This window comes from Klebsiella sp. 2680 (genome assembly GCF_900198535.1).
Classification (GTDB): domain Bacteria; phylum Pseudomonadota; class Gammaproteobacteria; order Enterobacterales; family Enterobacteriaceae; genus Klebsiella; species Klebsiella indica.
This window is the reverse complement of sequence record NZ_FZNJ01000003.1, coordinates 409350-424589: the sequence shown is the minus strand read 5'-3', so window position 1 is coordinate 424589 and position 15240 is coordinate 409350. Positions and strand designations below refer to the sequence as shown.

The 15240-nt window shown below is 54.9% G+C and carries 11 protein-coding genes; 2 read left to right on the top strand and 9 right to left on the bottom strand.

Translation table 11 applies throughout. From position 1 onward, the window contains the following. Positions 1–3 precede the first annotated feature (3 nt). The 6 genes from FN037_RS15210 to FN037_RS15185 all read right to left on the bottom strand — a co-directional run bounded on the left by FN037_RS15210 (position 4) and on the right by FN037_RS15185 (position 5863). The gene (locus tag FN037_RS15210) at positions 4–672 is read right to left on the bottom strand and encodes a 3-oxoacid CoA-transferase subunit B (protein WP_142502597.1); all 669 of its coding nucleotides are present in this window, start codon (positions 670–672) and stop codon (positions 4–6) included. Continuing rightward, positions 665–1330: a 3-oxoacid CoA-transferase subunit A gene (locus FN037_RS15205; protein WP_312845806.1), complete on the bottom strand. Its 666-nt coding sequence runs from the start codon at positions 1328–1330 to the stop codon at positions 665–667. Before FN037_RS15205 ends, FN037_RS15210 begins: the two co-directional genes overlap by 8 nt. Before the next feature lie 89 nt (positions 1331–1419). Next, positions 1420–2730: a nitrate/nitrite transporter gene (locus FN037_RS15200; RefSeq protein ID WP_185929273.1), complete on the bottom strand. Its 1311-nt coding sequence runs from the start codon at positions 2728–2730 to the stop codon at positions 1420–1422. 207 nt (positions 2731–2937) lie between these two features. After that, positions 2938–3945, bottom strand: coding sequence for a LysR family transcriptional regulator (locus FN037_RS15195; RefSeq protein ID WP_142502594.1), 1008 nt, complete (start codon positions 3943–3945; stop codon positions 2938–2940). A gap of 93 nt (positions 3946–4038) precedes the next feature. Beyond that, positions 4039–4722 carry a Crp/Fnr family transcriptional regulator gene (locus FN037_RS15190; RefSeq protein ID WP_142502593.1) on the bottom strand — a complete coding sequence of 228 codons (684 nt, stop codon included), beginning with the start codon at positions 4720–4722 and terminating at the stop codon, positions 4039–4041. Between the two features lie 184 nt (positions 4723–4906). Further along, entirely contained in the window at positions 4907–5863 is a 957-nt protein-coding gene (locus tag FN037_RS15185; RefSeq protein WP_185929272.1) for a transporter, read from the bottom strand. A gap of 573 nt (positions 5864–6436) precedes the next feature. On the opposite strand from FN037_RS15185, the gene FN037_RS15180 reads away from it, so the two are divergent. Next, positions 6437–7990: a peptide MFS transporter gene (locus FN037_RS15180; protein WP_142502591.1), complete on the top strand. Its 1554-nt coding sequence runs from the start codon at positions 6437–6439 to the stop codon at positions 7988–7990. A 188-nt stretch (positions 7991–8178) separates the two neighbouring features. Here FN037_RS15180 and FN037_RS15175 read toward each other — a convergent pair whose 3' ends face one another. Further along, positions 8179–8958: an acetoin reductase gene (locus tag FN037_RS15175; protein WP_138360199.1), complete on the bottom strand. Its 780-nt coding sequence runs from the start codon at positions 8956–8958 to the stop codon at positions 8179–8181. A gap of 161 nt (positions 8959–9119) precedes the next feature. Between FN037_RS15175 and FN037_RS15170 the strand changes: the two genes are divergently transcribed. Then, positions 9120–11822, top strand: coding sequence for a LuxR C-terminal-related transcriptional regulator (locus FN037_RS15170; protein ID WP_142502590.1), 2703 nt, complete (start codon positions 9120–9122; stop codon positions 11820–11822). Here the strand turns inward: FN037_RS15170 and FN037_RS15165 are convergent. Together FN037_RS15165 and FN037_RS15160 are read right to left on the bottom strand one after the other, a co-directional pair. Next, positions 11819–13297, bottom strand: a complete 1479-nt coding sequence (locus tag FN037_RS15165) for an MdtP family multidrug efflux transporter outer membrane subunit (protein ID WP_142502589.1) — start codon at positions 13295–13297, stop codon at positions 11819–11821. The genes FN037_RS15170 and FN037_RS15165 overlap by 4 nt on opposite strands. Continuing rightward, positions 13294–15237, bottom strand: a complete 1944-nt coding sequence (locus tag FN037_RS15160) for an FUSC family protein (protein ID WP_142502588.1) — start codon at positions 15235–15237, stop codon at positions 13294–13296. Before FN037_RS15160 ends, FN037_RS15165 begins: the two co-directional genes overlap by 4 nt. Positions 15238–15240 lie beyond the last annotated feature (3 nt).

The following is a 15240-nucleotide window of genomic DNA, read 5'->3' as shown; positions in this document are numbered from 1 at the left end:
TGGTTATGTCCTTGTTCCAGCAAACTGGATTAATGACTCAGAAATACGTAACGGTGCCGCGGTTTGGGCGACGACTTCATCGACGCTGGTATCCACGGCGATTTCGCGCAGGATCAGACCGTCGTTGACTTCAATCACCGCTTTTTCCGTTACGATCAGATTGACCTGGCCGACGGCGGTCAGCGGAAGCTGACAGCGGGGCAGAATTTTCGGCTGGCCTTTTTTATCGCAGTGCTCCATGGCAATAATCACGCGGCGGGCGCCGTTAACCAGGTCCATAGCGCCTCCCATTCCCGGCACCATCTTGCCGGGAATGATCCAGTTGGCGAGGTTGCCTTCCTGATCCACTTCCAGCGCGCCCAGAACCGTCACGTCGACGTGACCGCCGCGGATGATGGCGAATGACAGGGCGCTGTCGAAAAAGGCCGCGCCGGGTACGGCGGTGACTGGCTGGCCGCCCGCGTTGGTTAAATCGGCATCAATACTGTCGTTATCGGGTATAGGGCCAAGCCCTACCAGACCATTTTCAGACTGGAAGATGACCCCTAGCGCTTCAGGAACGTAGTTGGCCACCTGAGTGGGCAGGCCAATGCCCAGATTGACCAGATCGCCCCTGTGAAGCTCTTCGGCGACCCGGCGCGCGATGCGTTCTCTCACGGCATATTTATCCATGATGCTCTTCCCCTTTGACCAGGTAGTCGATAAAGATACCGGGCGTGTTGTAACGGTCGGCAGCGGTACAATCCATTGGCACAACGGCTTCGCATTCGGCGATCACCAGACGCGCGGCGGTTGCCATCACCGGGTTGAAGTTTTTGGTGGTTTTATTGAACATCGCGTTACCGGCGGTATCGGCAATAGAACAGCGAATCAGGGCGATATCAGCCTGCAGTGGTCGCTCCAGCAGCCAGGGCTGGCCGTCAATGATGACCTGCTGTTTACCGTCCTCCACTACCGTACCTAATCCGGTCCGGGTCAGTACGCCTCCCAGCCCGGCGCCGCCCGCGCGAATACGTTCAACCAGCGTTCCCTGAGGAACCAACTCCGCTTCCAGCTCGCCGCTGGACATTTGCCGTCCGGTTTCCGGATTCAGGCCAATATGAGAAGCGATAATTTTCCGGACCTGTTTATTTACTACCAGCTTGCCAATCCCTCGATCGATAAAACCGGTATCATTAGCAATAATCGTTAAATTACCCACGCCTTTTTTCACCAGCGCATCGATAATTTTTTCTGGCGTTCCGACTGCCATAAATCCGCCAATCATAATGGTCATTCCTTCTTCCACCATGGCAGCAGCGCGTTGTGGCGAAATAATCTCTTTTTCCAACATGGCATGACTTCCTGAATAAGTGACGTTAATCCTCGATAACCGTGGTTGACGATAATGTTATGCCCCGGTGTAATACGGTAAGATAGTTATTCGGTGACGATGGAATCTGTTTTTCCTTTGCATTTGTCGTTAATCATGAAAATTAACAGGGCAGCCACAATATCCATTGCAATAAAGGAAATATACGCTGCATCGTAACCTCCGGTATATTTCAGGCTGATGGCTGCGACTGCAAAGCAGCTAACCCGGAATAAACATGCAATGGTTGACACCAGACGGTTGGCGGCGGAAAAATCGTAGCGGCCATAGACGGTACCGACCATTGATGTACAGAGTTCTTTAATACCGGCGATACTGGCGCCGACCATCAATAGCGTGAAGTAGGTGAAATAATCGCTGCCGCGAACCAGCAGGCAGGCATGAGTCACGGCGAAGAAAAAGGCGTAAGCGATGCTGGCTTTGCGGGTACCGACTTTGACGTCCACCCATCCCCAGAAGTAGCTGAAGATGGCGCAAATCAGCGCGGCGGAGGTAAACATCCAGACGGCGGTTTCTTTCTCATAGCCGACCGAAACCAACCTTGGGATCAACTGGCTGACGACGCCAATATCCACCAGCCACAGCAGACCAAAGCCAACGGCAATTAACCACATATCCCGATCGCGAAAGAGTACCCTGTAAGTAAAAGGACTTTGGTAGTCGTTCTGCTCTGCCAGGTTTGCCGCTTGCTGCTCGCGAGAAATCGGTTCGTTGTCCGGGTACAACCCAAGCTCTTCCGGTGTATTGCGGATCCAGAATATAGAAATGATGCCGAGGGTGATTAACGCCCCGCCGACGACGCCATATGCGTTGGGTATGCCCACATGGTCAAAGAGGAAAAACATGATAGGGATCAGCGTCGCGGTACAGAATGACATTCCCATTGTCGCCCAACCGAGTGCCAGGCCTTTTTTCCGTGGAAACCAGCTGTTGAGTAGCGTTGCGGGGACGTTGAAACAGCAACCGGTGGCCAGCAGGTTCATCAGCGCCAGACCTATGGCGTATTCAGTGTAGGAGGTGACGCGACCAAATCCGATCATGGTCAATCCCAGCGCCAGCAGGCCAAAAATGGCGACGATTTTCGCCCCTTTACGTTTGATCATTTCCGCGATCAATAGCGCGCCGATCACACCAATCCAGCCTGCGGGTGTGGAGAAAGAGAGGAGCGTGGCGAAATCCCAGCCGTGAAGATCGACAAAGCTTTGGACGATAACGTTAAGTCCGTCAGCAGTCCATGCGGCGAAGTTGTAATACATCAGCATGCTGAAGCCAACCATACTCCAGCCCCATCCGCCGAAATTACTACGGGTGCTGGAATGATTGACCGCCTTTGCGGCAATGTTATTTGTATTTTGCATAATTCTCACCCAGTTAATAAATTTAATCACCCTTATCACCCGCGCATTGAATAATAAGGGCGATGGGCCATAAAACATTTGCGATGGGTAATGTTATTATCGTGAAAGCAAACTAACTGAAATAAGACTAACAATACGACTGTGGGGTTTGAAGACTAAAAATAAAAAGTACATTTGCAAATGTGAAAAGGGGTACGGAAATTTTTGTTAATGGCGTTCCGTATGCATTTTATGAAACGTGATAGTATGCTGTTCAATCAAAAAATGTTTGAAAGAGGATACACATTCAGTTATCTGATTGCGTGCCGGATAATAGAGATTTAATAACCATTTCGATGTCTGCATCTCTTTAAACAGGTGGATTAATTTCCCTTCGTGAATATCGTGCTGGACAACATATTCTGGCAGGTAGGCGATACCCGCCCCTGAAAGCACCGATTTTCGTAATAGCGTACTGTCACAGACCTCAAGGGATTTGGGAATTTTGAAAAAATGGCGTTCGTTATTGACCTCATAGGCCCAGTCGTTGCTGCCGGTGAGTGAACTGGCGAACAGACACCGATGATGCACCAGTTCGGATGGATGCAGCGGCGTGCCATTCATCAGTAAGTACTGCGGTGAGGCGACGGTGAGGAACGGTTCGGCAATCAGATTACGTTTTACCAGCGGTAGTTCCTGATCCTGCTGGTGGCTCAGAGCATTGACGGCGCAGATAGTGATATCGTGGTCTTTCCAGTTTTGGATACCGAAGGCCGAGACCTGTACGGCGATGTTCACCTGTCGATTACCAGCGAGGTAGTTCGCAACGATTGGCATCAGGTATTGCTCGGCATAAACCGGCGTACAGCAGATGCGAATCGTCCCCCGACGCTGGGTGGAAAAATGCGTCAGCTCATTTTTTAGCTGGCCGACTTTTTCACCGATCAGGCAGAAATTACGATACAAATAATCACCGGCATCGGTGAGCGGCATCGATTTATTGTTACGTCGATAGAGAGGGCAACCGATCTCTTTTTCCAGATCGGACAACCATCGCGATCCGGAGGAAATCGATATGCCCATGCGTTCTGCCGCAGATGAAATGGAACCGGTGGTGACCAGATTTACGAAGAACATCATCCTGGTCATGATATGCGGGTCGGAAAGGGTGACATCCTGGGTTAGTACGGGGGCTGACTCCTCGCAACGATAATCTTCACAGTACATGGTCGTCATCTCGCTTCAGATTTGCCTGGATTAATATCCTGGCAGGTAACCCGAGGAGCAAATGGAAAGAATTAACATTTGCCGCGCGCCATAGTTCACAATTCACACAATCTCGCGATTGGCGATCTGGCGCAGGCCATCAAGATCGAGCACTTCGATATTGCCGTAATTGAGCGCGACCATCTGCCGGCTGGCGAAATGCCTGAGCGTTTTGGCGACAAAGGGGCGTGAGAGACGCAAGCACTCGGCCATAAACTGCATGGTAAAGGGAATGTGACGTTCACGACGTGGCCCTTTCTGCCCCTCTTCGCAATCCACCAGAAAAGCCGCTATACAGGCTTCCCTGGAGGCCACTTTATGGGTGTATAGCACCCGATCCAGATCATTCAGCCGTTCGGTGAGTGAATCAATCACCTGCATCTTGAATTCATCGAATTGGGCCAGCAGTTGCGTCGCGCTTGCGCGGGGAAGAATAAGTAATTCCACATCGGTCATGGCGATAAAGTTGCGGTCTAACGGGGTGTGTTTCCAGACAAAGTTAAATAAGATCATGCGTCCGACCGGTACGTGGGTGAGCAACGTCAGGTTACCGTTGATGTGGTGAACATTGGAGAACAGATGGCCTTTCAGCGTCCAGGCGATAACCGCTACCTCAGCGCCCTGATGAAAGACGATGCTGCCGGCTTTTTCACTGCGAATGCGTGATTGACGTAGTAAAGCCTGCTGGAGCGCCTGAGGAAATGCGTTCCAGCCAGGGATCATCACGATGGCTTCTTCGGCTAGCATAGTCGCTCCTGTCCGGGAGGGGGGAGGCAATATTGTCGGCAATCGGGGCGTGGTTTTTAAGCCGGGGATTGACAAGATGTGATAATTCTCAAAGAGAACCGTCAGGAGCTGGATTTTTCACCTCGTCCAGCTCCGTCTGTCCGGCTTATTTACGCAAAGATAGTGAAAGATGTGAAATTCATGATTACAGCGGCATTGACATGCCAATATGGAAAAAGGTCATCCCGCTATCATTTTCGCTGTGCAGATTGAACAGCAACCGGCCAGTGATGGTAATGCCGTTAACGTTATAGCTCAGCATTGGGCCTGCTTTAATGTGTTCGACGCGCCTGCCGGTAGAGTAAATACCCTCCACACCCTGAACCGTTTTGCCATTAATCTTGTCGTCGGCAACCTGCTTCGTCCAGTTGCCGATGAGCCCCGCCGTGAGGTTTTTACTGATGCGATGGGTCGCGGTAACGTCCAGATAATAAGTACTGCCGGAGTGGTAATCGGTCTCGGTATTTTTGCAGTTAAAATCAAAAATATTATTGAGCGTGATACCCCAGTCATCCGTCAGATAGCTGATGGCAATATTGGGTTCAAACGACCAGTAATCATAGGAGACATTATCCCCGGAGGTCTCTTTTTTGCCGGTTGTCGCATTGCGGGTATAAGCGGTCTTACCATCCGGGATATAGATGGCTAATCCCGCGCCGATATGGAAATTGTTGTGTAAATCCCAGGACAGCGAGAGAGGTGTAACGCTGGTGCCCAGAAAGCCGCTGGTGTGGTTGGTGGTCTGCAGACCGGTATTTCTCAGACGAATAAACTTGTAGGGCTGTACCACCATCGCGGCATAGCGGGCGCCGAGGACATCCCAGCCGGGAACCCAGGTGACGGCCATCACCAGCCCAACGTTGGAGAGCTTATTTTTCCCGCCGGTAACGTTAGCCTTATTACCGCTGCCATCACGTACAACGCCGGATTCATACGTGGATGTCATTGATAGATATAGGCCATCAGGTGGAAGCGCCCCGGTATGGGTGCCAGTAGTTGTGCCGGGTTGTAGCGGCGTCAACCCTTCGGCAGCGAAGAGTGGGTGACAAACAGCCAGAGAGGAGGTAAGGATCAGGGTAAGAGAAAGCGTTCTTATTTTCATTGTAATCGTCCATTTTGTGACCAGTACTGGCGCGATTAAAAGCAAAAACAGAGCTATCTGGAATAGCATAAGTAAGAATGCCTTTTCGGAATATGCAAAGGCCTTTTCCCCGGTGATTCCCTCCTGTGCAGACAGCAGGTACTGGATTGCCGACGATCCTTGATGACAACCTATTCACAACGGAAATTGTTATTTTTATCGGTCTTTCCTGCCATTATCCTCATCAGATACGTATTTCTTAGGGTTTTTGACTCGTGATTTAGCCTATGTGTTCGAGAGATAAACTATGAAGGGAAATGGTTGTAATTATTTGTTTTTTTAATGTTTTTGTGGATTTGTTGAACTGCTTTGTGATGTCAATTATATTTTCCCCTGAGCAAACTATAAATCTGTAAAATTAGATGTTTGTAGACTTTTCATCTAAAAAGTTAAGGGAGGGTACTGGACATGACCACGATTAGGTTATCAAATAGTTAAATAACGTCTATTAAATTTGAGTGATTGGCTTTGTGGATCAAAGAGCAACACATTCCCCGCAGTATTAAAGCGCTGTGGACACCTTTGGGAGAAGTTATGCATTCCTCTGTTACTAAAAATGAAAGTCGAACCTTTTTTGGTCATCCTTATCCTCTCGGTTCCCTGTTTTTCACCGAAATGTGGGAGCGATTTTCGTTTTACGGCATCCGTCCGTTACTGATCCTGTTTATGGCCGCCACCGTCTATGATGGCGGGATGGGGCTGGCGCGTGAAAACGCCTCGGCGATCGTCGGTATTTTTGCCGGAACCATGTATCTTGCTGCGCTGCCGGGCGGTTGGCTGGCGGATAACTGGCTCGGGCAGCAACGGGCGGTCTGGTACGGTTCAATCCTGATCGCCATGGGCCATCTGTCTATTGCGCTGTCGGCGGTGATGGGCGAAAGCCTGTTCTTTATCGGCCTGATGTTTATTGTGTTCGGTTCCGGCCTGTTCAAAACCTGTATTTCAGTGATGGTTGGTACGCTGTACAAGAAAGGCGACGCGCGCCGGGACGGTGGCTTCTCGCTGTTCTATATGGGTATCAACATGGGGTCGTTTATTGCGCCGCTGATCTCCGGCTGGCTGATCAAATCCCACGGCTGGCACTGGGGCTTTGGTATCGGCGGTATCGGGATGCTGATCGCGCTGGTGATCTTTCGTGTCTTTGCGGTTCCGGCGATGAAACGCTACGACAGCGAAGTCGGACTGGATTCAACCTGGAATAGCCCGGTGGTGAAAAGAAACGGCGTGGGCGCCTGGCTGCTGGCGCTGGCGGTCGGCGTGGCGGTGATTGTCGCCTTGATTACCCGGGGCGTTATTGTGATTAACCCGGTCGCGGTGGCCAGCGGGCTGGTCTATGTGATTGCGGCGTCGGTGGTGCTCTATTTTATCTACCTGTTCGCTTTTGCCGGGCTGAACCGAAAAGAGCGGGCCCGCCTGCTGGTGTGCTTTATTCTGCTGATCTCCGCCGCCTTTTTCTGGTCCGCATTTGAGCAAAAACCGACCTCGTTCAACCTGTTCGCCAATGATTATACCAACCGTATGATTGGCACTTTTGAGATCCCGGCGGTGTGGTTCCAGTCGATCAACGCCCTGTTTATTATTCTGCTGGCACCGATCTTTAGCTGGGCATGGCCTGCGCTGGCCCGTAAAAACGTGCGTCCTGGCAGTATCACCAAGTTCGTTATCGGTATTTTGTGCGCGGCGGCGGGTTTTGGCCTGATGATGCTGGCGGCGCAAAATGTCCTGAGCAACGGCGGGACAGGCGTATCCCCGATGTGGCTGGTGGGCAGTATTCTGATGCTGACGTTGGGCGAGCTATGCCTGAGCCCGATTGGGCTGGCGACCATGACGCTGCTGGCGCCGGAAAGAATGCGCGGCCAGATGATGGGGTTGTGGTTCTGCGCCAGCGCGCTGGGTAACCTGGCGGCGGGCCTGATTGGTGGTCATGTGAAGGCCGATCAACTGGAGATGCTGCCAGACCTGTTCGCGCGTTGTTCAATTGCGCTGCTGATCTGCGCGGCGGTACTGTGCGTGCTGATTGTGCCGGTTCGCCGGATGCTGGAAAATACCCGCAACAGGCAGTCGCAGGAATCGACCGTCAACGCTTAGAGCCTATCCCGTTAGGGCTATTTCGCTTGTCATTTTGAACCTGGGCAGTGCTCAGAATCCTCACGTACTAGGTGTACGCTCCGGTTCTTCCGCGCTGGCCGTGTTCAAACTGTCTGCGCCAATAACGCCTGGTGGGATAGGCTCTTAGTCTTTCAGATACCCGGCGCGTTCTGCGCCGGGTTTGACGTTTAACGGTAAACAATACCGCCATCGATCAGGATCGACTGACCGGTAACATAATCGGAGTCCGGGCCTGCCAGATAGGAGACCAGGCTTGCCACATCGTCCGGCGTTTCGGCGCGGCCAAGGGCGATGCCTTCCACATATTTTTTGTAGGTTTCGCCAACCGGCGCGCCGGTAATTTCCGAGAAACGCTTATCGATTTCGGTCCACATACCGGTTCCCACAATCCCCGGACAATAGGCGTTAACCGTAATACCGCGACTGGCGTACTCTTTCGCCGCCGCCTGGGTCAGGGCGCGCACGGCAAATTTCGTGGCGGAATAGATCCCCAGCATCGCAAAACCATCATGACCGGCAATGGAACAGGCATTGATGATTTTCCCTTTCTGCTGACGGTCGATGAATTTTTTCGCCGCTGCCTGAATTCCCCACAAGGTGCCCTGAACGTTGATGCGCATAATCCGATCGACTTCTTCAGGCGTGACATCAGCCAGCGCCTGTACCTGCGCGATCCCGGCGTTGTTAACGATAATATCGAAGCCGCCCAGCTGTTTTTCCGCCTCATCAATGGCGGCATAGACTTGATCGCGATCGGCGATATTGGCGACGAAGGTGGCCGCTTTACGACCGAGCGCTTCAACTTCGGCGGCGACGGCGGCAATCCCTTCCGGGTTCACGTCGACCAGCATCAGCGATGCGCCGTCTTTGGCCAGACGTAATGCAATACCGCGGCCAATGCCCTGACCGGCGCCGGTCACTAACGCAACTTTATTTTCGATAGCCATATTCTGTACTCACCTTGTACTGATTAATAAACTATGGATATCCGCGACTGACGACGTAGCAGTGGCGGAGGATTAAACTACTCTATCGGGCACGACAAGCATGGCCTACTCCCCTGATGGGGGGGATAGCCGGACGGACGGAATCAAGAGGTAATCGTGGTATGGCTTTTTTATCCTCAGCGGATGATCCACTGGCAGCGTTTGATCACCAGGAACCTTTTCGCTTTACGCGCACGTTGCCGCTTATCGCCACCCGCTTTACGCCGCCCCGTACGGCGGAAACGCTGCTGTTGCGGGAACGTCTGCTGCAGCGCCTTGACGCCGCTGTATCTCGCCGCTTAACGCTGGTGTGCGCCCCGGCAGGCTTTGGTAAAACGACGCTACTGGCGCAGTGGTATCGATACCGCCAGCAGCAGGGGGATGCGCTGGCGTGGCTGAACCTGGATGAAGATGACGGCGCGCCGCTGCTGTTTATGCGCTATCTACAGGAGGCGTTAAGGCCGCTGTGGCAGGGATGGAGCCCGCCGTTTCTGCATATTCTGCAAGGGGAACTGCCTGCTGATATCACGCTGTTTTTTGCCGAACTTGTCAATCAGCTTAACCAGTGCCCGCACCCGCTGTATCTGATTCTTGACGACTACCAGTACATCAGCGATCCGGCGATTCACCAGGGGATGAGCTGGCTGCTGAACCATGCGCCGCCGGCTCTGCACTTGATTATCGGTAGTCGCTACCAACCGCCTTTGGCTCTTAGCCGCCTGCAAATGCAGGATCAGTTGCTGGAGGTGTATGACCCGGAGTTGCGTTTTAACCCCGGCGAAGCCCGCGCATATTTTTCCGGCGCTGCCGGGCTTAAACCGCAGGCTATTCCCCGACTTATTGCGCTCACGGAAGGGTGGGTGGCCGGGATGAAAATGGCCGCGCTGTCCCCGGACGCATCCACGGTGATGACGGGGCTTAGCGCCAGCGCGCGCTCCCTCTCACGCTACCTGGAGGAAGTTATTTTCGCGCCGCTGCCGCCGGCGGTATTCGACTTTCTTTTGCATACCTCTGTGCTTAATCGTCTGCATCCGGCGTTGTGTGATGCCGTCAGCGGCAAAAATAACGCCAGGGAGATGTTGCAATGGATAGAACAGCACAACCTGTTTCTGTCCGCGCTGGACGAGAGCGGCGTCTGGTTTCGCTACCACCCGCTGATGCGCGACGCCCTGCGGTACCGCTTGCGCCACAGCCGTGAGATTGATATTCGCCAGTTGCACGATCGCGCCAGCGGCTGGTTCGCTGCGCAGCAGCTATGGGCTGAGGCGATACGCCATGCGCTGGCCGCCGGGAAGTCGGTGGCGAAAGATGCGGAAGCCGGCGCGCAGTCGCTGGCGGAAGAGGGGGATATTGATACTCTGGTGCGCTGGATCCGCTATTTACCCGCCAGTCAGGACCCGTCGCGCATTGCGCTACAGCTTAATCTGGCCTGGGCGTTAGCGCATCGCTTCCGTTTTGGTGAGGCGCGCCAGTTGCTGGATGCTATTGATGCGCAAGTCGCGGCGCATAGCGATGTGCTGACTCACAGTTCGTGGGTCAAATTACGCGTGGTTCGCGCTATCTGCGAAGCCTTCGCTGATAATATTGCCAGCAGTATCGCTATCGTTGAACCGCTATTGCGCGAGGTCCCTTGCGGCGATATCTGGGTCGATGGCCTGGTGTGCAACATCCTCAGCTATTGTCACCTTGCGGATTCCCGGCCACAGCAGGCGCTGGACGTTCAGCAGAAAGTGTCGGGCGTGCGTGTCGCTAACCGCAACCTGTTTGTGGAGGTCTACCGGGCGTTCGTTATGGCGCAGAGCTATCTGCGACAGGGTAATCTTGCCGAAGCGGAACGCCAGGCGTTCCGTGCGCTGCGCCATGCCGAACAACATACCGGCGTGAATTCCTGCAGCGGCGCGACTCTGGCGCCAATCCTGGCGGAGATCGCCTGGGAACAGGGTAAAGAAGTGCAGATTCAAAACCTGCTGATTCCACGGCTGGGAATGATCGATGATTTTTGCCCGCCGGACGGCCTGATCCGTTGTTACGTTGTGTTGGCCCGTCAGGCCCGCGAAATGGGGCGGTTAGCAGAAGCTGAATCGCTGTTACTTCATGCTGAGGGGGTGGCTGTTCAGCGAGGCTGGCTACGGGCGCAGGCACCGTTGCTGGCGGAGCGCCTCGCGCTCGCGCTCCACGCGGGGAATAAACTGGCTGCTGATGCGCTGCTGCTTCGTTTACAGTCTTTTGACCAGACGGACGCGGTTGCCGGATATGTTGCCTTAAGCCAGAGCCGTTTACTTATTGCGAATGGTGAGCCGCAGGCTGCCGCGCGGCTGTTGGATAAACTGGCCAGCGTTCGGGAAACCAGCGGCGAGTGGCTGTTTGCCGTACGTTTGCGACTGATGCAGGCGGTCGCCCTGTGGCAGGCAGAAGCATGCGAACAGGCGATGGACGTCTTCCGGCCCGCGTTTTCACGCGCGCTGCATCAGGGGCTACTGCGCAGCCTGTTGGATGGCGGCGCAGACATGGCTGCGTTGCTGGAGGAGAGGCTGAAGCGCGGCGCGGCAGATGATCCGCTGATCGCCGATATATCGTCTTTGCTCTCCCGCTTTGCGGCTGTCGGCATCGTGATCAATAAGCCGCCCGCGTTGCACCTTACTGAGCGGGAGCAGCAGACGCTGCGTTTGATTGCCGACGGTTATTCCAATAAAGGCGTCGCCCGCGAACTGGGTATTTCTGCGGAGACTGTCAAATGGCACCTTAAACAGCTTTATGAAAAGCTACAGGTTAAAGGCCGCATTCAGGCGGTCAATCAGGCGCGGCAGTGGCGCCTGTTAAGTTAGCGTGGCTTTTCACTCCCGCTTGATGCCGGGCCGCGATAGTCGCCGCCCAATGCTTTAATTAACGAGACATCGGTACTGAGGCGCCGGGCCTCGATATCCAGCAGCAAAAGCTGTTGGGCGATGGCCGGACGGCGCGCCTCCTGCGCCGCATAGTCGCTGAGCAGCCCGCGCTGGTAGTGGGCGCTGGCGCTGTCAGTGGTCGCCATCGCCGCCGTCACTTTTTGTTGTTGCAGGGCGGCCAGTTGGTTCAAATCGTTCAGCTGGCTGGAGCTAATCGCCACATCGCGAACCGCATCCAGTACCGCCTGGTTGTATTGCTTAATCAGAATATTGCTCGCCGTGCGCGTCGCTTTCAGGTTGGCGTTTAAGCGCCCGCCGTCAAACAGGGGTAAATAGAGTCCCGGCAGCAGGTTGATCTGCTGGAAAGAGGACTTAAACAAGTCGCCGACGCTGAGGGCGTTGTAACCCCAGAAAGCCTTGATACCAAAATGCGGATAAAACGCCGCTTTTGCCGCATCCACCTGGCTGATGGAGGCACTGACATAGCCGCGCAGGGCCTGCAGATCCGGGCGGCGGGCCAGCAGCGCAAAGGAGAGCGAGTCGGGGAGCGTCTCCTGGAGCGACGGCAGCGCCACGGGATGAATCTCCGGCATATTATGCGCATCGGCGCCAATGAGCGCCCGCAGCGTTTCCCGATACTGCGTCAGCGTCCCTTGCGCGGTAATCACCTGCTGCTGCGCCGCCAGCAGTTCGGCCCGAGCGTTGGCGACATCGACGCTATCTTCAATGCCACGCTGAGTACGATGTTCATGCGCCTGCACCGAGAGCCGGGCGATAGCGGTCAGTTGATTGAGCAATTCGATTTTCTGGAAGGTGGCCTGCATTGCGAAATAGAGCTGGGCCACGCTGCTGGCGAGGTCCAGTTCGATGCCGGCAGTTTCGGCCAGGCGGGCATTCTTCTCGCCAATCGCCGCGGCGACACGGGCGCGATCGGCGCCCCATAAATCGATATTCAGCGTCGCCCCGACGCCAACCGTATTCAGCGTGTACCAGGGACCGTTTTTATCCACCGGTAGCGAGTATGAATAGGGCCAGGTGAACTGTCTGTTGGTTACCCGCAGGCGGTTTTGCGCTGCCACGGCGGTGGCCTGTACGCCCATTGCCGACTGCGCCAGCTCGACCGTTGACTGCGATTGTGAAATACGCAGCCTGGCAGCCTGCATGGTCGGCGAGTTTTGCAACGCGCGATTGATCAGCATATTGAGCTGAGGATCCCGATAGTCTTCCCACCAGCGGGCACGCGGCCAGCCGCTGTTCGCCAGATGAATCACCTGCGCCAGTTCTGCCTGCTGGGGGGTGATCATCGGTACCTGACCGGGATCGTCCTGAATTAACGCGCAGCCGGTCAATAACATCAGGGCAAAGGCCAGCGGCGAGGCGTGCCAGAAGCGCGTGGGGAGGATTATTTTTCTCATGACCTGGTTGCCTGTGGCAGGATAACGGATGATGTAAAAGACCACTCCGGCAGCGCGGCCAGGGCGTTGACCAGCGGCGTGCCGAAAGGATTGGCCGGGTCCGGATGAAGCGCGCGCGCGGGCTCCGCCGGGTTTGGCGACGGGTTGATATCGCGGGCGTAGGCCGCAAGCCGCCTGGCGCAGTCGGCTAAAAAGGTGTCTTCCGGCAAGGCGCATAGCCGATAGCCTTCGCTTAAACACGCAATTTCCTCGGCCTGGTTAAAGGTCGCGCGAACCGGCCAGTTTTTGGCATCAGGATAGGGATGCGCGTAGGTTCCCAGCGGCTCGGCGGCAACCCGATGCATTAACGTTTCGCTGCTGGTCAGCGCCGCAAACAGCGGCACCAGTTTGATCTCATCATCGCGGGCGGAGAGGGTATGGGCAAGCTGACGATACAACTGCGCCAGACGTGCTTTGAGCTGCGGCGCTTCGCTATCCGGCCACAGATAGAGATGAATAATTGAGGAGACCAGTACGCCAAGCAGAATACCAATAACCCTGTCGCGCAGTTCGGTTAAGTTACTGAGCGGGCCAAACCAGCTCAGGAATGCCAGCGCGAAGGTGAAGCCGATCTGAATACCGGCGTAGGCGATGCGCTCTGAACCGGCCGCAATCCACGCGGACAGCGCGAAAACCGGCAGGGTCATCGCCAGCAGGCCGCTCAGCGAGTCGGTCCAGGGTTGAACAAAGACGATCAACAGTAGGGCAATCAGCGTCGCCAGCAATGCGCCGCCAATGCGTAGCCACGTTTTTTGCATGGTGGCTCCCAGACCGGGCTGGGCGACAATCACGCAGCTCAACATAATGGTGTGGATGCCCTGCCAGTCGGCGGCAGTATAGAAAACGTAGCACAGCAGCGTCGCCAGTAGCGTTTTCAGGGCAAAATGCAGGTAGGCCGGATTGGACCATGCATCCGGTAACAGGAGCGGGGCTTTTTCCACTTCGCCCTGCGGCAGCGGGATCGTTTCGCCGCGTGCAAACCGCGTCAGGATCTGCGCGATTTCCTGCAAAATCACGCTATTAGCGCTCTCCTGCGGTACATCGCGCGGCTGAAAATCGGCCGTTGCGGCGGCGGGCAGATTCTCCGCCAGCGCGGTAAGCTCGTGAGCTATCCATTGGCGCTCATGGGGATGGTCATCACCCGGTTGTAACAGCGCCGTCAAATGATAGCAGCGCAGTACGGCGGCCATCAGCGATTGCCAGAGCTGCGGACTGGCGGCAATCTCCGGGGTCGCCCGTGAGGCCTGCTGATACAGAGATTGCAGCTGGTTAAACTGTCCGGCAATCTCTTTAAAGGTTGGCCGTGATTTTCCGTCGCCTGATTGGGTAAGGATCTGCGCCGTCTGACGCAACATAACCACGAGACGGGCCCTGAACTGATAGCCAGGAAAGGCCTGCCGGAAACAGGCGTTAACCAGCAGCGTCACCAGAATGGCGGTGTTAATCGCAACCCATAGCCACAGCAGCAGCCGCACCAGAATTTCGCTCTGACTGGTCATTGACGGGAAGGTTTGCGCGTAGATAAGCACCAGCGCCACCACGAAGAAGGCCAGCCCCAGCTTGCCGAGCACCCGCATCAGGTAAATCGCGCAGAAGAACAAAAACACCGAGGCAACCAGACGGATCAGCGGATAGTCATAGGTCCACTTGATAATCAGCAGGATGCTGCCCAGGGCGATACTGACAGTGATCACAAAAACGACACTGACCAGTTTGATTATCAGCACGTTAGGCTGGCTGACGTAAAACACCACGATCAGCGCGACGGGTAAAAATGGGATATGCAGCGTCATGAACAGGACGATCAGCACCGCGCAGCTGAGCGTCAGACGTAAGGTATAGTTTGCTCGCCCCGGCGTATCACGGAGTTCCTGGGTCAGAAAAGGCCAGAAGCTATGCATACC

Coding starts and splice junctions, on each gene's coding strand:
- FN037_RS15190 (WP_142502593.1), bottom strand. CDS start 4,722: ATGCTAGCCGAAGAAGCCATCGTGATGATCCCTGGCTGGAACGCATTT.
- FN037_RS15180 (WP_142502591.1), top strand. CDS start 6,437: ATGCATTCCTCTGTTACTAAAAATGAAAGTCGAACCTTTTTTGGTCAT.
- FN037_RS15165 (WP_142502589.1), bottom strand. CDS start 13,297: ATGAGAAAAATAATCCTCCCCACGCGCTTCTGGCACGCCTCGCCGCTG.
- FN037_RS15170 (WP_142502590.1), top strand. CDS start 9,120: ATGGCTTTTTTATCCTCAGCGGATGATCCACTGGCAGCGTTTGATCAC.
- FN037_RS15200 (WP_185929273.1), bottom strand. CDS start 2,730: ATGCAAAATACAAATAACATTGCCGCAAAGGCGGTCAATCATTCCAGC.
- FN037_RS15195 (WP_142502594.1), bottom strand. CDS start 3,945: ATGACGACCATGTACTGTGAAGATTATCGTTGCGAGGAGTCAGCCCCC.
- FN037_RS15185 (WP_185929272.1), bottom strand. CDS start 5,863: ATGAAAATAAGAACGCTTTCTCTTACCCTGATCCTTACCTCCTCTCTG.
- FN037_RS15175 (WP_138360199.1), bottom strand. CDS start 8,958: ATGGCTATCGAAAATAAAGTTGCGTTAGTGACCGGCGCCGGTCAGGGC.
- FN037_RS15160 (WP_142502588.1), bottom strand. CDS start 15,237: ATGCATAGCTTCTGGCCTTTTCTGACCCAGGAACTCCGTGATACGCCG.
- FN037_RS15210 (WP_142502597.1), bottom strand. CDS start 672: ATGGATAAATATGCCGTGAGAGAACGCATCGCGCGCCGGGTCGCCGAA.